Source organism: Xanthobacter sp. AM11, assembly GCF_047444035.1.
In the GTDB taxonomy this organism is placed as follows: Bacteria; Pseudomonadota; Alphaproteobacteria; order Rhizobiales; family Xanthobacteraceae; genus Xanthobacter.
On the sequence record NZ_JBLAOA010000001.1, the window covers coordinates 2,996,013 to 3,016,733 of the forward strand.

Below are 20,721 nucleotides of genomic sequence, written 5' to 3' on the forward strand. Positions count from 1 at the left end.
GTCTGCGCTCGATCCGCCGCATCACGTGGGCAGGCATAGCCCCTGCCCACCCCTCCCCCACAAGCGGGAGAGGGAGCCATCAGCGCCCATTGCGGCGCGTCCAGCGTTCAGAAGCTAGCGCTCAGAACATGGCCTCGTCGAGGGCCATCATGGACGCCTTGCCGGCCTTGATGGAACCCCACAGGGCGGCCACGTCGGGCAGCAGCTTGTCCATGAAGAAGCGCGCGGTGGCGATCTTGGCGTCGTAGAAGGCGGCGTCGTCCGGGTTGGACACGCGCTTCTCGTGGGCCACTTCCGCCATGCGCACCCACATGTAGCCCAGCGCCACCATGCCGAACAGGCGCAGATAGGGGGTGGCGGCGGCGCCGGCCTCCTCCGGGTCCTTCAGCCCCTTCTCGGCGATGTGGGCGGTGGCGAGCTGGAGCGCGCCGAAGGCTTTCGAGAGAGGGGTGATGAGGGGGCCGAGATTCTCGTCGTCCAGCTTGGCGTCCATGTAGGCCAGCACGGGATGGAAGAAGGAGCGCAGGTAGCGCCCCATATGCGCCGGCAGCTTGCGGCCCACGAGGTCGAGGGCCTGCACGCCGTTGGTGCCCTCGTAGATCATGGCGATTCTGGCATCGCGCACATATTGTTCCATGCCGTGGTCGCGGATGTAGCCGTGCCCGCCATAGACCTGCATGCCCATGGAGGTGGCCTCGAAGCCGAGGTCCGTGAACAGCGCCTTCACGATGGGCGTCATCAGCGCGGTGAAGTCCTCGGCGCGCTTGCGCTCCTCTTCGGTCTCCGCCCGCTCCATCAGGTCCAGCGCCCGCGCCACCCAGCCGGCCAGCGCCCGGCAGCCTTCGTTGTAGGCGCGCATGGTCATCAGGGTGCGCCGTACGTCCGGGTGCACGATGATGGGGTCGGCCGGCTTGTCGGGGTGCTTGGCCCCGGAAAGCGCGCGGCCCTGCAGCCGCTCTTTCGCGTAAGCCACAGCCGCCTGATAGGCGGCTTCGCCGAGGCCGAGGCCCTGCGTGCCGACCGACAGGCGCTCCGAATTCATCATGGCGAACATGGCGCGCATGCCCTTGTGGGGCTCGCCCACCAGCCAGCCGGTGGCCTCGTCGAACGCCATCTGGCAGGTGGACGAGCCGTGGATGCCCATCTTGTGCTCGATGCCGGTGCACATGACGCCGTTGCGCGGGCCCAACGAGCCGTCCTCCCTCGGCAGGAACTTGGGCACCAGGAACAAGGAGATGCCCTTGATGCCCTTGGGTGCGTCCGGCAGGCGGGCGAGCACGAGGTGGACGATGTTCTCGCTCATGTCCTGCTCGCCGGCGGAGATGAAGATCTTGTTGCCGGTGATCTGGTAGGAGCCGTCCGCCTGTGGCACCGCCTTGGTGCGCACGAGGCCGAGGTCGGTGCCGCATTGCGGCTCGGTGAGGCACATGGAGCCGGACCACACGCCCTCCACCATCTTCGGCAGGAAGCGGTCCTTCAATTCCTCGGAGGCATAGGCCTTGAGCGCCTGGTAGGCGCCGTGGGTGAGGCCGGGGCAGATGCCGAAGGCGAGGTTGCCCGAGCAGAGCATTTCCTCCACCAGCTTGTTCACGCTCGCCGGCAGGCCCTGCCCGCCATATTTCGGATCGCAGGCGATGCCGTTCCAGCCGCCCTCGCAGAACGCCTTGTAGGCCTCCTTGAAGCCCTTGGGCGTGCGCACCACGCCGTTTTCATAGGTGCAGCCCTCAAGATCGGCGGACTGGTTGAGGGGCGCGAGCACCTCGGTGACGAGCTTGCCCGCCTCTTCCAGCACGGCGTCGATGAGATCGGGGGTGACCTCCTCCAGGCCCTTCAGGGTGGAAAGCTCCGCGCTGCCGTGCAGCTCGTGGAGGACGAAGCGCATGTCGCGCAGCGGGGGGGTGTAGACCTGCATGGCGTTGGCTCCCGTGTTGCTTTGCCTCCGTCCCTCCAACGGGAATGGAAGCGTCTGTTTCCCTCGGCTTCGTCATGCCCGGCCGTGTGCCGGGCATCCACGTCGTGCCGCTGCGCTCCCTGCGGAGCCTTGCATCCGGCCCGGGCGCGTGGATGGCCGGGTCAAGCCCGGCCATGACGGCCTGCTGAGTGTTCACATCCTTTTCCGCCGTCACCCTCCGGCTTGACCGGAGGGGCCATCTCGCCGCTTGTCCCGGCCGATCCATGGGCCCTCCGGTCAAGCCGGAGGGCGACGGCAGTTCATTCAGTTCCTGAGCGGCCGGCCCGTCTCAAGAATGTGCTCGATGCGGTCCAGCGTGGCCTCGGTGCGGATGAGCTTCATGAAGCCGTCCCGCTCCAGCTCCAGCACCCGCGCGGCCGGCACCGGGGCGATGTGGTCGGCATCCCCGCCGGTGAGCACCTCCGCAAGAACGCCGGAGACGGTCCGGTCGTGCCTGGTCGCCATGCCGCGCTTGGCAAAGCCTTCCACCGCCATGTCCATGGCCGCCTTGCCGGAGGGACCGGGCAGGAAGAACTCCACGGGCTTGGGCGGCGCATAGCCTTCCACCAGCGCCAAAGCCTTGGCCTTGGCGTCGGCCAGCAACCGGTCGCGGTTCATGGTGATGCCATCGCCCTCGCGCAGGAACTTCAGCTCCTTCGCCTCGGCGGCGGACTTGGCGACGGTGGCGGTGGAGACGGTCTCGAACACCTTGGAGGGCGCCGGCATGGGCCCCTTGGGGAATTTCGGGTCGCTCGCCCAGCGCTCCAGCATGGCGGTGCAGCCGCCCCAGGCGGGCAGCACGCCCACGCCGCATTCCACGAGGCCGACATAGCTCTCCGCATGGGCCTGCACGGCCGAGGCATGGAGCAGGATCTCGCACCCGCCGCCCAGCGCCATGCCCGAAGGCGCGGCCACTACGGGGAAGGGGGCGTATTTCATGTCCTGGTAGGTCTTCTGGCCGGCGGCCACCAGCTTCTCCACCTCGCCGAAGGCGCCGATGTTGCAGGCGAACAAAGCAAGGCCGAGATTGGCCCCCACCGAGAAGTTGGAGCCCTCATTATAGATGACGAGCGCCTTGTACTTGTCTTTTGTGAGCTTCAGCGCCTTGCCGAGCAGCGTGATGATGCCCTCGTCCAGCGAATTGCCCTTGGAGGTGAATTCCAGGCACAGCACCCCGTCGCCGATGTCCCACAGCGAAGCCGAGCCGTTCTTCATCACCGGCTGGGACTTCAGCTTGATGTCGGCCAGAAGCAGCACGCCTTCCGGCCGCACCACGTCGCCATAGGTGCCGTCGAGGGCGAGGAACTGCCGCTTGCCGTCCTCCACCCGATAGAAGGGCTTGTCCGCCGCCAGCGCCAGCAGGGGGGGGATCTCCTCCCCGTCGGCCTTGAGCAGGTCGATGAGGCGGGCGGCGCCGATCTTGTCGATCAGCTCGAACGGGCCGAACTTCCAATTGTAGCCGAGCCGCATGGCGTCATCGATGGCGACGATGTCGTCCGCCGCCTCGGGCACGAGGCGCGCCGCATAGGCGAGGGTGCGGGCCATCACCGCGCGGGCATAGCGGCCGCCGGCGCCGGGGGCGGAGAGGAAAGCGAACAGGTCGCGCCCGCCGCCGTCCTCCAGCTCGGCCACGCTCGCCTTGCCCTGCGGCCGGTAGTCGCCGGTTGCAAGGTCGATGGCCTCCTTCAGCTTCTGCCCGCCCTCGCGGTTGAGGCGATAGAAGCCGCCCTTGCCCTTGCGGCCGGTGTAGCCGGTCGCGATCATCTTCTCGATCAGCGGCGTCTCGCGCAGCGTGGCGTGGAAGGGATCGGACAGGGGCAAGGCGCGCTTCAGCGAGCCCTGCACATGGGGCATCAAATCGAGGCCCACGAGGTCGATGAGGCCGAACACGCCGGTCTTGGGAAAGCCGAAGGGCCGGCCCATCACCGCGTCCGCATCCTCGATCCGAAGGCCCTGGGCGAAGGCCTCGCCCACCGCCAGCTGCAGCCAGTAGGTGCCGAGCCGGTTGGCGATGAAGCCGGGGGTGTCCTTGCAGGTCACCACCGTCTTGCCCAGCCTCACGTCGGCGAAGCGGGCGACGGCTGCGACGGTCTGCGGATTGGTTTCCGGCCCCGAGACGATCTCCAGGAGCCGCATGTAGCGCGGCGGATTGAAGAAATGGGTGATGAGGAAGTCGCGCCGGAAGCTCTCCGGCAGGCCGGCCGTCAGGTCTGCCAGCGGGATGGTGGAGGTGTTGGACGACACCGCCGACCCCGGCCGGCGCGCCGCCTCGATCTTCGCATACAGCGCCTGCTTGATGTCGAGCCGCTCGATGACGGCTTCCACGATCCAGTCGCAGGACGCGAGGTCGGAAAGGTTGTCCTCGATGTTGCCGGGTCTAACCAGCTTCGCCGCGGCCTTGGACATGAAGGGGGCGGGATCTGCCTTCAGCAGCTTCTCCACCGCCGTCTGGGCGATGATGTTGCGGTTTTCCGCCCCCTCGGGAACGATGTCGAGGAGCAGCACCTCGACGCCCGCATTGGCCACGTGCGCCGCGATGCCGGCGCCCATGACGCCGGCGCCGATGACGGCGACCTTCCTGATTTCGTTGCTGTTGTCCTGGCTCATGAGCGCGTCCTCCCTCAGACGCGTTCGAGAAGGGTGGCGATGCCCTGGCCGCCGCCGATGCACTGGGTGGCCAGCGCATATTTGCCGCCTTCCCGCTTCAGCAGCGCGGCCGCCTTGCCGACGATGCGCGCGCCGGTTGCGCCCAGCGGATGGCCGAGGGCGATGGCTCCGCCGTCCAGATTCAGGGTCTCGTCGCGGATGCCCAGCTCCCGCTGGCAGGCCAGCGCCTGGGAGGCGAACGCCTCGTTCAGCTCCACCACGTCGATTTCGGAGATGTCCACGCCTGCGCGGGCCAGCGCCTTGCGGGTGGCGGCCACCGGGCCGATGCCCATGATCTCCGGCGCGCAGCCGGCCACCGCCACGCTTTTCACGCGGGCGAGGGGCTCAAGGCCGTTCTTCTGCGCATAGGCCTCGGTGCACACCAGCACCGCGGAGGCGCCATCGGTGAGCGGGGAGGAGGTGCCGGCGGTGACGGTGCCGTGCTCGTCGAAGGCGGGCTTCAGCCCGGCCAGGCTTTCCGCGGTGGCGTCATGGCGGATGCAGCCGTCCTTTTCCGCGCTGCGGCCATTGATGCGGATGGGCACGATCTCGTCGCGGAAGCGGCCGTCCGCCTCGGCGGCGCTCGCCTTCTGGTGGCTCTTCAGGGCGAAGGCGTCCTGGTCGGCGCGGGTGATCTGCCACTTGGCGGCGACATTCTCGGCGGTCTCGCCCATGCCCATGTAGGCCGCCGGCATCCTGCCGTAGAGGGCCGGGTTGGGCATCGGGTTGAAGCCGGTCATGGGCACGCGGCTCATGCTTTCGATGCCGGCGCAGATGAACACCTCGCCGGCGCCGAGCTGGATCTGGCCGGCGGCCATGTGCACCGACTGCATGGACGAGCCGCAGAAGCGGTTCAGCGTCACTCCGGCGACGCTCTCCGGCAGGCCGGCGATCATGCCGATGAGCCGGGCGATGTTGAAGCCCTGCTCGGCTTCCGGGAAGGCGCAGCCGACGATGAGGTCCTCCACGTCCTCGGTCTTCACTCCGGTGCGGGCGACGAGCGCGGCCACCACCTGGGCGGCGAGATCGTCCGGGCGCACGCGCGCAAGCTCCCCCTTTTTGGCAAGGGCGAAGGGCGAGCGGGCGTAGCCCGCAATCACGACGTTTTGCATGGGCTCTCCTGCCTGTCTTTTATGTATGTTCCGCGGGGCTTGTGCCGCGGGGGCCGTGGGTCTTGTCAGCCGGCGGCCTTCTTCTGGGCCGCCTCTCGTTCGAGGGCAGCCAGGGTCTGCTCCTCGATGTCCTTCAGCTCGACGATGGTCTCCTCAAGGGCGAGGCGCTGGTCCTCCAGCATTTCAAGACGCACCTGCACCTTCTTCAGCAGCATCCGGATCTGCTCGGTCTGGCTCGGGTCCATGTCGTAGAGATCGAGGTATTCCTTGATTTCCCGCAGGCTGAAGCCGAGGCGCTTGCCGCGCAGGATCAGCACCATGCGGGCCCGGTCGCGCTTGGTGTAGACACGCATGGTGCCGGCGCGGCGCGGCGTGATGAGGCCCTTGTCCTCGTAGAATCGGATGGTGCGCGGCGTGACCGCGAGATCCCGCGCCAGCTCGGTGACCGTGAAGAACGTGTCCGTGATGGCGCCGCCTGCGCCCCGCCTGCCTGTGGATGCCACGAGTTCACCTATACGTCACCTGTTGGCCCCGAAGATACATGCTTTGACCTTCGGCGCAAGTCCCGGCATGGAAAATGGAACGCGCTCCGGCGCCGACGCCGCGTCCGGCCGCGGGATGTGCTATCGCAGAAGGGCCGGATTCGAGCGTCCGGCAGAGGCGGGTCGGTGGTTTCCGGGGAATGTGGCTGGCGGCATTGGAAGGTGCTATGAAACCACTTCCCCGACCTGTGGCGGTGCTCGGGGGCGGGCTGAATGATCCTGGATCGGTCTAAATGTGGCTTTCTCGCCACAGGCTTGCGATTCCCCAACGGGAGACGCCCGGAGGCGCCCCAAGCCGGTTGACGGGGATATTCGTTTAGGCATTCTGGGTGACGTATAGGGCACCGTAAAAACCTATAGTGCACCGCAGCGTGCCGGGCCCAGGGAAAACGCAGGAGGGGTCATCCCAATGATAATGCGCAAGTGGGCCGTGCGGGCGGTGCCTGCCTTCGCTCTTCCTCTGGTCGCCATCGCGGCGGGAGAGGCACAGGCCGGCGGCTTCGGCATCCGAGAGCAGAGCGCCTATTACCAGGGTACGGCCTTCGCGGGCTCCGCCGCCGGCGGCGAGGGGTTGGCCTCCATGTTCTGGAATCCGGCCGCCATCAGCTTTGCGCCGGGGCTGAACGTGGAAGGCAACGTCACCTACATCGCCCCCCATGCCTCGGTGGACGTGTTCAGCGCCACCGCGCCCGTCACCGGCGCCGATCTCGGCACGCTGGGGGTGGGCGACATCGTGGACAACGGCGTAGTGCCGGCCACCTACATCACCTACGCCTGGGACAAGATCGCCCTGGGCGTCGCGGTCACCGCCCCGTTCGGCCTCATCACCGATGCGAGCTGCAACTGGGCCGGCCGCTATTATGGTTGCTACAGCCGCATCTTCGACATGAACTTCCAGGGCTCGCTGGCCTACAAGGTGAACGACTGGCTCACCCTGGGCGGCGGCCTCAACATCAATTACATCGACGCGCGGCTCAGCAACGGCCAGGTGCTGGGGGTGATCCCGGCGATGCCGCCGGTGGTGGTCTCGGGCTGGGGCCAGGTGGATGGCGACGACATCGGCTGGGGCTTCAACCTCGGCGCCCTGTTCACCCTCGCCCCCGGCACCACCCTGGGCGTCGGCTACAAGTCCTCCATCGAACACAATCTCTCGGGCACCTTGAGCCTGGGGCTGCCGAAGACGCAGATCGCCAAGCTCGGCGCCGAGGCGGGCCTTACCCTGCCGGACCAGATCACCGCCTCCTTCCGCTCGCAGATCGACCCCAAGTGGACCGTGCTCGGCACGGTGGAGTGGACCAACTGGTCCACGGTGCAGCAACTGGTGGTGAAATCCAACGGCGCCACGGCAAGCGTGCTCGACCTGCAGTGGAACGACGGCTGGTACTTCTCGGCGGGCGTCGAATATCGCTGGGACCCGAAGCTGGCCCTGCGCGCCGGCATCGCCTACGAGCTGAGCCCGGTGCCGGACGAGACGCGCTCGCCGCGCCTGCCCGACACCAACCGCACCTGGCTGTCGGCGGGCCTCACCTACGACTTCACGCCGCAGATCGCCATGGACTTCGCCTACAGCCACATCTTCGGCGAGACGAGCCCCATCAACCTCTATCCCACCGACCCGGCCAACGCCCTGCGCGGCTCGCTGGTGGGCGAGGTGAGCGACGGCTATGTGGACATCATCTCGGTGGCGCTGCGCTACAAGTTCAACGCCCCGACCAGCTCGGCGCTGATCACCAAGTGAGCGGCGGCCGCGTGGCGGCCGATCCCGTGGGCCATGCCGGCACCGCCGCCCCGCAAGCGGGCGGCGGTGTGTCGGCGCCCGCCATCGTGATGCGGGCGCATTCGCGCCGGATCATCAAATGACCTAAGGTCACTACACGCCGACCGGGCGCTACAAGAACCAACAATCGGCGCCGGCGGAAGGGAGGACTTCCATGCTCCATCGCACCGAAGGCGGGGTCGTGCTCACATCGCCCGTGCCCGATCTGCTCGCCGCCAGCGTCGCCGAGCACGGCCCGCGGCCCGCCATGAGCTTCTTCGGCCGCAAATGGACCTATGCCGAGCTGGGCGCGCTCGTGGACAAGGTCGCGGCCGGCCTGCAGGCGCAGGGCGTCCACAAGGGCACCAAGGTGGGCCTGTGCCTGCCCAACACGCCCTATTCGGTCATCTTCTTCTTCGCCGTCATGAAGGCCGGCGGCATCGTGGTGAACTTCAGCCCGCTCTATGTGGAGCGCGAGCTGCGCCACCAGATCCGCGATTCCGGCACCGAGATCATGGTGGTGCCGGACCTGAAGCTGATCCATTCGCGCGTTGCCGCCGTGGCCCAGGAGGCCGGGCTGAAGCACATCATCGTCTGCCCCATGGCCGGCATCCTGCCGTTTCCCAAGGGGCTGCTCTTCACCCTGTTCAAGCGCAAGGAGCAGGCGCAGTACAAGGCCGGCGACGGCCTGCACCTCAATTACCGGGACCTGCTGCGGCACGCGGAGCGCCCGACGCCCGTTCCCGTGGACCCGGCCCGCGACGTGGCGGTGCTGCAATATACCGGCGGCACCACCGGCGTGCCCAAGGGGGCCATGCTCACCCATGCCAACGTCTCCGCCAACGCCCACCAGGTGATCGCCCATGCGGATTGCGAGCGCATCGGCGTGTTCAAGGTGCTGGGGGTGCTGCCGCTGTTCCATGTCTTCGCCATGCAGACGGTGATGCTCATTCCCATCTGCCTCGGCGCCGAGATCATCCTGGTGCCGCGCTTCCAGCTGGACGACCTGCTGAACCGCATCGAGCGGGAAAAGCCCACCATGTTCCCCGGCGTGCCCACCATCTATGCCGCCATCAACAATGTGGCGGGCATCGAGGACCGCGATCTGTCCTCCCTCACCTTGTGCATTTCCGGCGGTGCGCCGCTGCCCAAGGAGGTGCGCGAGCGATTCGAGCAGCTGACCGGCTGCAAGCTGGTGGAGGGCTACGGGCTGAGCGAAACCTCCCCGGTGGTCACGGCCAACCCGCCTTTGGGCCTGGTGAAGGACGGATCGGTGGGCACCGCGCTGCCGCAGACGGCCATCGAGATCCGCGACCTCGCCGACCCGGCGCGCACCGTCGGCGTCGGCGCGAAGGGCGAGGTGTGCGTCCGCGGCCCGCAGGTGATGGCCGGCTATTACCAGCGCCCGGACGAGACCGCGAGCGCCTTCATCGACGGTGCGCTGCGCACCGGCGACGTGGGCTATTTCGATGCCGACGGCTACCTGTTCCTGGTGGACCGCATCAAGGATGTCATCCTGTGCGGCGGCTACAATGTGTATCCGCGGGTGATCGAGGAAGCGCTCTACCTGCACCCGGCGGTGTCGGAGGCGGTGGCCATCGCCATCCCCGACAGCTATCGCGGCCAGGCCCCCAAGGCCTTCGTGACCCTGCGCCAGGGGAGCGAGGCCACGCCCGAGGAGTTGATGACCTTCCTCTCCGCCCAGATCTCCAAGATCGAGCTGCCCAAGGCGGTGGAGATTCGCGAAAGCCTGCCCAAGAGCGTGGTGGGCAAGCTCTCCAAGAAGGAGCTGGTGGAAGAGGAACGCCAGCGGACGCAGGGCTGAGGCGGGCCTGCGGCGGTCCCCCGCGGATGCAGGCGGGCACCGGGCCCACGGCCCGGCGCCCTGCATCCGGCCCTGCGCCACCCCCGGCGCCGCGTCGGCAAAAGCCCTTGCGGCTTGCTTCGTGAAGCCGGCTCGCCTATAAGCCCGCCCATCCCGCACGCGGACACAAGGCCATGTCGGCCATCCGGTGCCCTTTTCCCAGACGGGACAGGGGTACGTCCGCGGAGGCTCAACCGGAGAATACCAAAGTGGCGCTTCCCGATTATTCCATGCGTCAGCTGCTTGAAGCTGGCGTGCACTTCGGCCATCAGTCCCATCGCTGGAATCCGAAGATGGCTCCGTACATCTTCGGCGTTCGCAACAACATCCACATCCTCGACCTGTCGCAGACCGTGCCCGCGCTGCATCGCGCGCTGCAGGCCGTTTCCGACACGGTGGCCCAGGGCGGGCGCGTGCTGTTCGTCGGCACCAAGCGCCAGGCCCAGGAGCAGGTGGCGGACGCCGCCCGCCGCTCCGCCCAGTATTATGTGAACTCCCGCTGGCTCGGCGGCATGCTCACCAACTGGAAGACCATCTCCAACTCCATCGCCCGGCTGAAGAAGCTGGAGGAGATGCTGTCCGGCCCCGAGGCCGGCTCCGGCTACACCAAGAAGGAGCGCCTGACCCTCTCCCGCGAGAAGGAGAAGCTGGACAAGGCGCTCGGCGGCATCCGCGACATGGGCGGCCTGCCCGACCTGCTGTTCGTCATCGACACGAACAAGGAAGACATCGCCGTGAAGGAGGCCCAGCGCCTCGGCATTCCGGTGGCGGCCATCCTCGACACCAATTGCGATCCCGACGGCATCGCCTTTCCGGTGCCCGGCAACGATGACGCCGGCCGCGCCATCCAGCTCTATTGCGACCTCGTGGCGCGCGCCGCCATCGACGGCATCGGCCGTGGCCACACCGATCTCGGCGGCTACGACATGGGCGCCGAGGAAGCGCCGCTGGTGGAGGACCTGCCGGTCGAGGCCGGCGTTTGGTCGTCCTTCGAGCCCCTGTCGGGTCCCCGCGGCGTTGCCGACGACCTGAAGAAGCTCACCGGCGTCAGCCCCGAGATCGAGCAGAAGCTCAACGATCTCGGCGTGTTCCACTTCGGCCAGGTGGCGGGCCTCGATGCCCTCGACGCCCACCGCATCGGCGAGGAAGTGGGGCTGCCCGGCCGCGTGGACGGCTGGATTGCCCAGGCGAAGGAAATGTCTGCCGAGGTGGAATGACCCGTTTTCGGGTGTCCTTGTCGCAGATCTGAAAGCGAATCGAGAGTAATGGGGCGCCCAGGGGCGCTCCCGCGGCCGGCTCGGGCTCCTCCCTGGCCGGCCGTGGTGCGAGAAGAAGGGATTGAACATGGCTGCGATCACCGCCGGACTGGTGAAGGAACTGCGCGAGAAGACCGGCGCAGGCATGATGGACTGCAAGTCCGCGCTCACCGAGACGGATGGCGACATCGAGGCTGCGGTCGACTGGCTGCGCAAGAAGGGCCTCGCCAAGGCCGCCAAGAAGGCCGGCCGCGTGGCCGCCGAAGGCCTGGTGGCGGTGGAATCCTCCGGCCACTACGCCGCCGCCGTCGAGGTGAATGCCGAGACCGATTTCGTCGCCCGCAACCCGGATTTCCAGGCCTTCGTGCGTGAGGTGGCCAAGGTGGCCCTCAACACCGACGGCACGGTGGAAGCCGTGGCCGCCGCCCGGTTCCCGGGCGCCGAGGTCACGGTGGCCGAGCGCCTCACCGCGCTCATCGCCACCATCGGCGAGAACATGACCCTGCGCCGGGCCGCCAAGCTCACCGTGCCGGCCGGCGTCATCGCCACCTATGTGCACGGCGCCGTGGTGGAAGGGCAGGGCCGCATCGGCGTGCTGGTGGCCCTCGAGTCCACCGGCGACGTGGAGAAGCTGACCGCCCTCGGCCGCCAGCTCGCCATGCACATCGCCGCCCTCAACCCGCTGGCGCTCGACGCCTCCGGCATCTCCGAGGAGACCATCGCCCGCGAGAAGGCGATCCTGCTCGAAAAGCACCAGGGCAAGCCCGCCAACGTGCAGGACAAGATTGCCGAGAGCGGCATGAAGAGCTTCTTCAAGGAGGTCACCCTCCTCGACCAGGGCTTCGTGCATGACGGCTCCAAGTCCGTGGCCCAGGTGCTGAAGGAGGCCGAGGGCCAGGTCGGCGCCCCGGTCAAGCTCACCGGCTTCGTGCGCTACGCCTTGGGCGAGGGCATCGAGAAGGAAGAGACCGACTTCGCGGCCGAGGTGGCTGCCGCCGCCGGCCAGTCCTGACGAAAGCGGGGAGGGGGGCTCCCATGACCGCTTCAGTCTCGGACGACTCGGACTTTCCCGAACCCCCGGCGCCGTTTGCGGCGCCGGGCCTGCCCTATCCCCGCATCCTGGTGAAGGTCTCCGGCGAAGCCCTGATGGGGCCGGAGCCCTTCGGCCTGCACCCGCCCACCGTGGCCCGCATCGCCCGCGACCTGGTGGCGGCGCGCGCGCTCGGCTGCGAGGTGGCGGTGGTGGTGGGCGGCGGCAACATCCTGCGCGGCGCGCGGGTGGCGGACGAGAATCTCGACCGGGCCACCGCCGACCACATGGGCATGCTGGCCACCGTCATGAACGGCCTGGCCCTGGAGCGGGCGCTGGAGGCGGCGGGCGCGCCGGCCCGCACCCTTTCCGCCATTCCCATGCCCACGGTGTGCGAGCCCTATGCCCGCCAGCCGGCCATGCGGCATTTGCGCCGCGGGCGCGTGGTGGTGCTCACGGGCGGCACCGGCAACCCCTATTTCACCACCGATACGGGCGCCGTGCTGCGCGCAGCGGAGCTGGACTGCGACGCGGTGCTGAAGGCCACCAACGTGGACGGCGTCTATTCCGCCGACCCGAAGCTGGACCCTACGGCAACGCGCTACGACCGCCTCACCCACGATCAGGCCCTGGCAAAGGACCTGAAGGTGATGGATGCGGCCGCCTTCGCCCTTGCCCGCGAGGCGGCGTTGCCGATAATCGTGTTTTCCATTCGCGATCCGGGGGCGATCGCGACGGCCGCGAAGGGCGAGGGCCGGGTAACGGTCGTCGCTCCCTGAACGGGGCCGACAGGGGGTTCTCCTTGCCGGAACGCGGTCCGGCCTTCTGCGGAAGGCCGGATGGCGGACGGCAGCAGGGGTGGAAGCGCCGGTTTCCGCCCGCGGGAGCGGCACTCCCGAGATCGAGCAGGCGGGCCATGGGGCAGGTTCACAGGCGAGGAGACGGGGACCTGCCGCGCAGCTTAGGCCGCACGCGGCCGTGCCCGCGCGCCGGCACGCCCCGCCGCCGAATTGCCGCACATGCATCGCCTGCTTGCGCCGCGCCCGCGGAGGCCGCCGCCGCGGGCGCGGCGCCGGCGGGCTTCATCATCGACATGGGAGCAGCTCTGCCCCGGCATGGAATCAGAAACGTTTCCGTGCGATGGGAGCCTGCTTCGCGAACCGACAGAGGATGACCATGACCACCGGGACCTTCGACATGTCCGATATCAAGCGCCGCATGCACGGCGCGATCGGCGTGCTCGGGAACGAACTGGGCGGCCTGCGCACCGGGCGTGCCTCCGCCAGCCTGCTCGATCCCATCACCGTCGAGGCATATGGCGCCCGCATGCCGCTGAACCAGGTCGCCACCGTTTCCGTTCCGGAAGCGCGCCTGCTTTCGGTCCAGGTCTGGGACCGCGCCATGGTGAATGCGGTGGAGAAGGCGATCCGCGACTCGAACCTCGGCCTCAATCCGGCGACGGAAGGCCAGGTGCTGCGCCTGCGCATCCCCGAGCTCAACCAGGAGCGGCGGCAGGAACTGGTGAAGGTTGCGCACAAATATGCCGAGGCGGCCCGCGTCGCCGTGCGGCATGTGCGCCGCGACGGCATGGATCTGCTGAAGAAGCTGGAAAAGGACAGCGAGATGGGTTCGGATGAGCTCGACCGCCTGTCCAAGGACGTGCAGAAGGCGACCGACGAGGCCATCGCCGAGATCGACCAGACGCTGGCCCAGAAGGAAAAGGAAATCCTTTCGGTCTGAGGAGCCTCGCGTGAGTCCTGAGCAAGCCATGTCCCTTCGCACCGCCACCAGCGGCGCCGCGGCCCCGGAGGGGCTGCCGGCGGCCGTGCCGGTGCATGTGGGCGTCATCATGGACGGCAACGGGCGCTGGGCCACCTCGCGCAAGCTGCCCCGGGTGGAGGGGCATCGCCGGGGGGTGGAGGCGCTGCGGCGCTGCGTGCGTGCCGCGCGCGAGATCGGCATCCGCTTCCTCACCATCTACAGCTTCTCCAGCGAGAACTGGTCGCGTCCGCTGGGCGAGGTCACCGAGCTGCTGCGGCTGCTGCGCCTGTTCCTGCGCAATGATCTTGCGGAGCTCAACGCCACCAATGTGCGGGTGAAGGTGATCGGCGAACGGGCCAACCTCTCCCCCGACATCCGCCAACTGCTGGCGGACGCCGAGGCCCTGACCCGCGACAATACCGGCCTCACCCTGGTGGTGGCCTTCAACTACGGCTCGCGGCAGGAGATTGCGGCCGCCGTCGCGCGCATCGCGCAGGATGTGGCGGCGGGCCGGCTGAAGCCCGAGGACGTGGGCGTGGACATGATTTCCCAGCGCCTGGAGACGGCGGGAATTCCCGATCCCGACCTCATCGTGCGCACCAGCGGGGAGCAGCGCCTGTCCAATTTCCTTTTGTGGCAGGCCGCCTATTCGGAATTCGTCTTCCTGCCCATCAATTGGCCGGACTTCGACAAGGACGCCCTGCTCTGCGCCATCGCGGAATATACCCGGCGCGAGCGCCGCTTCGGCGGCGTCACCAAGAGCCCCGGGCCCTGACCCCGTGATCTTCGGCTCCGATCTGAAGCATCGCACCCTTTCTGCCCTGGTCCTGATCCCGGTCGTGCTCGTCACGGCCTATCTGGGCGGCGTCGCCTTCGCGGTGCTGTGGACCGCCGCGGGAATCGCCATCCTGTTCGAATGGGCGGGGCTGGCGCGCTTGTCCCGCCGCTCCGCCTTTCTCGCCATCGGCGGCGCGGTGCTGGTGGGCGGCGGCATCCTGGTTGCGGCGGGCGAGCCTTCCTATGCCTTCAGCCTGGTGGCGCTGGGCGCCGCCGCCTGCACCCTTGCCGTGCCGCGGCAGAGCGCCTGGGCCATGAGCGGCGTGCTGGTGGCCGCAAGTGCTGCCTTGCCGGTGGTGGCGCTGCGCGGCGCCACGCCGCTCGGCCTCACGGCGGTGCTGTTTCTGTGCACCGTGGTGTGGGCCACGGACATCTTGGCTTATTTCACCGGCCGGGCGCTGGGTGGGGCCAAGCTGTGGCCGCGGGTGTCGCCCAACAAGACCTGGTCGGGCGCGGTGGGGGGCACCCTGGCGGCCATGGCCGGGGGCGTGCTGGTGGGGTCCCTTGCCGGACTTCCCAGCCTCGTACCGCTGGCGGGCCTGGCGCTGGTGCTCAGCATTGCGGCGCAGCTGGGCGACCTTGCCGAATCGGCGGTGAAGCGCCTGTTCGGCGTGAAGGATGCGAGCCGGCTCATTCCCGGCCACGGTGGCCTGCTGGACCGGCTGGACGGATTTGCCGCCGCCTCCCTGGTGGCGGTGGCCATCGCCATGTTCCGCACGGCGGCAGATCCGGCGGCGGGGCTCCTTGTGTGGTAGGACCAATTTCATGAAGCGCCTTTCCCTCCTCGGAGCCACCGGCTCCATCGGCCGCAGCGTGGCGAAGGTGCTCGCCGACGCGCCCGGCCTGTTCGAGGTCGAGGCGGTGGCCGGCGGGCGGGACGTGGCGGCCCTGGCGCAGGCGGCGCGCAGCCTGGGCGCGCGCTTCGCCGCCATCGCCGACCCGCAGTCCGGCCCGGCCCTTGCCGCGGCGCTGGAGGGCACCGGCATTGCCAGCGGCGCCGGCCCTTCCGCCCTCATCGCGGCGGCGCAGCGCGATGCCGACGTGGTGGTGAGCGCCATCGTCGGCGTGGCCGGCCTTGCGCCCACCGTGGCCGCCTTCGCCCCCGGCCGGCGCATCGCCCTTGCCAACAAGGAATGCCTGGTGGCCGCCGGCAGCTTCTTCATGGCCGAGGCGGCCCGGCGCGGCGCCGAGATCCTGCCGGTGGACAGCGAGCACAACGCCATCTTCCAGGCGCTGGCGGCCGCACCTGCGGCGGCGGTGGAGAAGATCACCCTCACCGCTTCCGGCGGCCCGTTCCGGCTGCGGCGGCGGGAGGAGATCGCGCGCGCGGTGCCGCAGGATGCGCTGAAGCATCCCAACTGGGCCATGGGCGCCAAGATCACCATTGATTCCGCCACTTTGATGAACAAGGGCCTGGAGCTGATCGAGGCCCAGCACCTGTTCGCGGTGCCGCCCGAGCGGCTGGACGCGGTGGTGCACCCCGAGTCGGTGGTGCATGGCTTGGTGTCGTTCGTGGACGGCTCGGTGGTGGCCGGCCTGGCCATGCCCGACATGTGCGTGCCCATCGCCCATTGCCTCGTCCATCCCGAGCGGGTGGCCACCACCTGCCGCCGGCTCGACCTGGTGAAGCTGGGACGCCTCACCTTCGAGGCGCCGGACGAGGAGCGATTCCCCGCCCTGCGGCTGGCGCGCGCGGCCATGGAGGCCGGCGGCGCGCTCGCCACCATGCTGAATGCCGCCAACGAGGTGGCCGTAGCCGCCTTCCTGGAAGGGCGGATCGGCTTTTATGGAATCACCGACACGGTGGCGGCCACCCTCGACCGCATGAACGGCGGCCCGGCGCCGGCGAGCGTGGCGGAAGCCCACGACCTGGACATGCAGGCGCGCCGGACCGCCGCCGCGCTCTTGCCTAAGTTTGCCGCAAAGGCATCCTAGAAGCATCTGCCGCCCCTCGCGGAGGTCGGCGGCATTGGCATGCCGGGCGTTCCGGCGCAGGGTCTGAACCGGGGTGCGGGTACGGCGCGGCCGTGCCCTTCTGGCCCCTGAAGGAATGAGGAAGCGAATGATGGATGTGCTTTCCGGTCTCGGCGCGAACCTGGGCAATCTGTCGTCTCATCTCCTCGGCTATGTGATTCCATTCCTCTTCGTGCTGACTCTGGTGGTGTTCTTCCACGAGCTGGGGCACTTCTTCGTGGCCCGCCGGGCCGGGGTGCGGGTGCTCACCTTCTCCCTGGGCTTCGGCCCCGAGATTGCCGGCTTCACCGACCGGCACGGCACCCGCTGGCGCCTCGCCGCAGTGCCCCTCGGCGGCTATGTGCGATTCTTCGGCGACGAGGACGCCGCATCCACCCCCGACCAGGCGCGGCTGGCGCAGATGAGCGCGGCCGAGCGCAAGGAGAGCTTCTTCTTCCAGAAGGTGGGCTGGCGGGCGGCCATCGTGGCGGCCGGGCCGATTGCCAACTTTCTCCTCGCCATTGTCATCTTCTCCTTTGTCTTCATGGTGTTCGGCAAGCAGGTGACGGCCCCGCGGGTGGACCAGGTGAACCCTGGCAGCGCCGCCGAGATGGCCGGCTTCAAGCCCGGCGACCTGGTGCTGGAGATCGACGGGGCGAAGGTGGAGAGCTTTGCCGACATGCAGCGCATCGTCGGCGGGCATGCGGGCGAGCCGCTGACCTTCATCGTCGCCCGCGGCGACCGGCAGGTGACCCTGAACGCCACGCCGGTGCTGAAGGAGGTGAAGGACCCCTTCGGCAACACCCACCGCACCGGCCTTCTGGGAATCACCCGCTCGCCCCAGGCCGGCGACGTGACCACCCACCGCTACGGCCCGGTGGAGGCGGTGGGCCTCGGGGTGCAGGAGACGTGGTTCGTGGTGACCCGCACCTTCGATTACCTCGGCGGCCTCATCGCCGGGCGGGAATCGGCGGATCAGCTCGGTGGCCCGATCCGCATCGCCCAGGTTTCGGGGCAGGTTGCGACCTTTGGTATCGGGGCACTGCTTTCTTTGGCAGCAGTGCTGTCCGTTTCCATCGGACTCCTTAACCTCTTTCCCATCCCGCTGTTGGATGGCGGGCACCTTCTGTTCTACGCTTTCGAGGCGATCCGCGGGCGTCCGCTCAGCGCGCGCACCCAGGACATCGGCTTCCGCATCGGGCTCGCCCTGGTGCTGATGCTGATGATTTTTGCCACGTGGAACGACGTGTTGCATATTGCTGCGATGTAAGGGTTTTTGATGTGATGCACCGGGGTCGTGGCGGGAGCGCAACGGTCCGCGGGAAAAGGCAGGCGGTGGGGGCAGTTCGGTTTGCACCTGCGGTAAAAGCCTGTACAAGCGGCATCGCAGGGTGAGAATCCGGGCGGGTCCGCACGGCTTCGAGAACAACGAAATTTCAAGGTTGCGCACCATATGACTGCTCCGCATCGCCTGTTGAGAAATCTGGCCGCCGCCTTCGGTTTCGCCGTCTGCGTCACGGCGACCACGGTGGCCGGTTCACTCGTCGTGGCGAGCCAAGCCGCCGCGCAATCCAGTGCAATCGTGGTGGAAGGCAACCGCCGGGTGGATGCGGAAACCATCCGCTCCTATTTCGGTCCCGGCCCCTACACCCCCGGCAAGGTCGACGAGGCCTGGAAGGCGCTGTATGCGACCGGCCTCTTCTCCGACGTGCAGGTGTCCCAGTCCGGCGGCCGCATCATCGTGCGGGTGTCCGAGAACGAGGTGATCAACAAGATCGCGTTCGAGGGCAACAAGAAGATCAAGGACGAGGTGCTGGAGGGCGAGGTTCAGTCCAAGCCGCGCGGCACCCTCTCCAAGTCCACGGTCCAGGCCGACACCCAGCGCATCATCGAAGTGTACCGGCGCTCCGGCCGCAGCGACGTGCGCGTGAACCCGGTGACCATCGACCGCGGCAACGGCCGCGTGGATCTCGTGTTCGAGATCAACGAGGGCAGCAAGACCGGTGTGAAGGACATCAAGTTCGTCGGCAACAAGGCGTTCTCGGACTGGAAGCTGAAGGACGTGATCTCCACGACCACCAGCAACTGGCTGTCCTTCCTGAAGTCCACCGACGTCTATGACCCGGACCGCGTGAATGCGGACCAGGAGCAGCTGCGCCGCTTCTATCTGAAGAACGGCTATGCCGACTTCCGCATCCTGGCCGCCACGGCGGAGCTGGACGCGGGTGGCGGCGGCTATGTGATCACCTTCACCATCGAAGAGGGTGAGCAATACCGCTTCGGCAAGGTGGATATCGTCTCCAACATCCGCGACGTGTCGGCGGACTCCCTGCGGCGTGCGCTGCGGGCTCAGGATGGCCAGATCTACAACGCCGAGATGGTGGAGAAGTCGGTCGAGAACCTCACCATCGAAGCGTCCAAGAGCGGCTATGCCTTCGCCCAGGTGCGCCCCCGCGGCGACCGCGACTTCGAGGCCAAGCGCATCAACGTGCTGTTCGTGCTGGAAGAGGGGCCGCGCGTCTACATCGAGCGCATCGAGATCCGCGGCAACACCCGGACCCGTGACTGGGTGGTGCGGCGCGAGTTCGATATCGGCGAGGGCGATGCCTACAACCGCGTGCTGGTGGATCGCGCCGAGCGCCGCCTGCGCAACCTCGGCTACTTCAAGACCGTCAAGATCACCACCGAGCCGGCTTCCGCGCCCGACCGCGTGATCCTGGTGGTGGACGTGGAAGACCAGTCCACCGGCGAGTTCGCCATCTCCGGCGGCTATTCCACGGCGGACGGCGTGATCGCCGAAGTCTCCCTGGGCGAGAAGAACTTCCTCGGCCGCGGCCAGTATGTGAAGGTGTCCGGCTCTCTGGGCCAGAACGCCTCCGGCGCGGAATTCTCCTTCACCGAGCCCTATTTCCTGGGCTACCGGCTGGCGGCGGGCTTCGACCTCTACTGGAAGGAGACGCAGACCACCAGCTACACGCCCTATGGCACCAACACCGTTGGCGGCGGCCTGCGCTTCGGCCTGCCCATCACCGACGAGATCACGCTGGCCCTGCGCTACAATCTCTACCAGCGCGAGATCAACGTCTGCAGCGACTATGAGGGCTTCGGCGAAGCCTATTATTCCTACTGCGCGGACTCCATCTCCTGGGCCATCCGCGATGCGGCCGCGCAGGGCGCCACCATCACCTCGGCGCTGGGCTACACCCTCTCCTTCAACGGGCTGGACAACAATCTCAGCCCCACCAGCGGCCTTTATGCGGAGTTCAAGCAGGACTTCGCCGGCCTGGGCGGCGACGTGAACTTCATCCGCACCACCGCGGACGTGCGCCACTACACCGCCCTCTATGGGGACAGCGTGCTCATCCTGCGCGGCCAGGCCGGCTATGTGAGCTCGTGGGGCGATGACGACCTGGATGTGCTGGACAATTTCTACATGGGTCCGAACCTGGTGCGCGGCTTCGCCCCGTCCGGCATCGGCCCGCGGGACATCGCGCCCTGCGCTGCGTCCAACAAGGGCACGCCGCTCTACTACAACTGCCTGAACGACGAGACCAACGCGCTGGGCGGCACCACTTATTGGGGCGTGTCGGCGGAAATCCAGTTCCCCTTCGCCTTCCTGCCCAAGGATTTCGGCATGAAGGGCGCGATCTTCGCCGATGCAGGCTCGCTGTTCGACTTCACCGGCCCGACCAACTTCCCCAATGTGAAGAATTTCGACGGCAACAATTATTATGGGAAGCCGAACCAGGTGGCCTGTCCCGCCAGCGCGCAGAACCCGAAGGGTCAAGTCTACAACGTCTGCGTGTATGACGACAATGTGGTCCGGTCCTCCGTCGGCGCCAGCCTGATCTGGCAGTCGCCCTTCGGTCCCCTGCGCTTCGATTATGCCTGGGTGCTCTCGCAGGCCCAGTACGACCAGACCCAGGCGTTCCGCTTCTCCGGCGGCACGCGCTTCTGATCCCTTCCTTCCTGAGGCGGGCGCCGGCGGGCGGTGGCATTTGCCCCGGCCTTCC

The 20,721-nt window shown here is 67.9% G+C and carries 15 protein-coding genes; 11 read left to right on the top strand and 4 right to left on the bottom strand.

What is annotated here, in order from left to right; translation table 11 throughout:
* Window positions 1-121: 121 nt before the first annotated feature.
* The 4 genes from ACI7BZ_RS13800 to ACI7BZ_RS13815 all read right to left on the bottom strand — a co-directional run bounded on the left by ACI7BZ_RS13800 (window position 122) and on the right by ACI7BZ_RS13815 (window position 6,212).
* A complete protein-coding gene (locus ACI7BZ_RS13800) occupies window positions 122-1,912 on the bottom strand; it encodes an acyl-CoA dehydrogenase C-terminal domain-containing protein (protein ID WP_414117730.1) in 1,791 nt (596 codons plus the stop codon).
* Window positions 1,913-2,215: 303 nt separating this feature from the next.
* Window positions 2,216-4,558 carry a 3-hydroxyacyl-CoA dehydrogenase/enoyl-CoA hydratase family protein gene (locus ACI7BZ_RS13805; protein WP_414117731.1) on the bottom strand — a complete coding sequence of 781 codons (2,343 nt, stop codon included), beginning with the start codon at window positions 4,556-4,558 and terminating at the stop codon, window positions 2,216-2,218.
* A gap of 14 nt (window positions 4,559-4,572) precedes the next feature.
* Window positions 4,573-5,709: a thiolase family protein gene (locus ACI7BZ_RS13810; RefSeq protein ID WP_414117732.1), complete on the bottom strand. Its 1,137-nt coding sequence runs from the start codon at window positions 5,707-5,709 to the stop codon at window positions 4,573-4,575.
* Between the two features lie 65 nt (window positions 5,710-5,774).
* Window positions 5,775-6,212 (bottom strand): MerR family transcriptional regulator, encoded by a 438-nt coding sequence (locus tag ACI7BZ_RS13815; protein WP_414117733.1) that lies wholly within the window; start codon window positions 6,210-6,212, stop codon window positions 5,775-5,777.
* A 448-nt stretch (window positions 6,213-6,660) separates the two neighbouring features.
* Between ACI7BZ_RS13815 and ACI7BZ_RS13820 the strand changes: the two genes are divergently transcribed.
* From ACI7BZ_RS13820 to bamA, 11 genes are all read left to right on the top strand, one after another.
* A complete protein-coding gene (locus ACI7BZ_RS13820) occupies window positions 6,661-7,989 on the top strand; it encodes an OmpP1/FadL family transporter (RefSeq protein ID WP_414117734.1) in 1,329 nt (442 codons plus the stop codon).
* Window positions 7,990-8,182: 193 nt separating this feature from the next.
* Complete coding sequence (locus ACI7BZ_RS13825) at window positions 8,183-9,832, top strand: long-chain-fatty-acid--CoA ligase (RefSeq protein WP_414117735.1); 1,650 nt, start codon at window positions 8,183-8,185, stop codon at window positions 9,830-9,832.
* A gap of 248 nt (window positions 9,833-10,080) precedes the next feature.
* Window positions 10,081-11,088, top strand: a complete 1,008-nt coding sequence (locus ACI7BZ_RS13830; protein WP_414117738.1) for a 30S ribosomal protein S2 — start codon at window positions 10,081-10,083, stop codon at window positions 11,086-11,088.
* 127 nt (window positions 11,089-11,215) lie between these two features.
* Entirely contained in the window at window positions 11,216-12,139 is a 924-nt protein-coding gene (tsf, locus tag ACI7BZ_RS13835) for a translation elongation factor Ts (protein ID WP_414117739.1), read from the top strand.
* Window positions 12,140-12,162: 23 nt separating this feature from the next.
* The gene (gene pyrH, locus ACI7BZ_RS13840) at window positions 12,163-12,936 is read left to right on the top strand and encodes a UMP kinase (RefSeq protein ID WP_414117740.1); all 774 of its coding nucleotides are present in this window, start codon (window positions 12,163-12,165) and stop codon (window positions 12,934-12,936) included.
* 397 nt (window positions 12,937-13,333) lie between these two features.
* Complete coding sequence (gene frr, locus ACI7BZ_RS13845; protein WP_414117741.1) at window positions 13,334-13,897, top strand: ribosome recycling factor; 564 nt, start codon at window positions 13,334-13,336, stop codon at window positions 13,895-13,897.
* Between the two features lie 28 nt (window positions 13,898-13,925).
* Window positions 13,926-14,693, top strand: a complete 768-nt coding sequence (locus ACI7BZ_RS13850) for an isoprenyl transferase (protein WP_414117742.1) — start codon at window positions 13,926-13,928, stop codon at window positions 14,691-14,693.
* A gap of 4 nt (window positions 14,694-14,697) precedes the next feature.
* On the top strand, window positions 14,698-15,510 hold the full coding sequence (locus ACI7BZ_RS13855; protein ID WP_414117743.1) for a phosphatidate cytidylyltransferase: 813 nt from the start codon (window positions 14,698-14,700) through the stop codon (window positions 15,508-15,510).
* A 10-nt stretch (window positions 15,511-15,520) separates the two neighbouring features.
* On the top strand, window positions 15,521-16,690 hold the full coding sequence (gene dxr, locus ACI7BZ_RS13860; protein ID WP_414117744.1) for a 1-deoxy-D-xylulose-5-phosphate reductoisomerase: 1,170 nt from the start codon (window positions 15,521-15,523) through the stop codon (window positions 16,688-16,690).
* A gap of 130 nt (window positions 16,691-16,820) precedes the next feature.
* Window positions 16,821-17,978 (top strand): M50 family metallopeptidase, encoded by a 1,158-nt coding sequence (locus tag ACI7BZ_RS13865; RefSeq protein ID WP_414119170.1) that lies wholly within the window; start codon window positions 16,821-16,823, stop codon window positions 17,976-17,978.
* A gap of 183 nt (window positions 17,979-18,161) precedes the next feature.
* On the top strand, window positions 18,162-20,666 hold the full coding sequence (gene bamA, locus ACI7BZ_RS13870; protein ID WP_414117745.1) for an outer membrane protein assembly factor BamA: 2,505 nt from the start codon (window positions 18,162-18,164) through the stop codon (window positions 20,664-20,666).
* Window positions 20,667-20,721 lie beyond the last annotated feature (55 nt).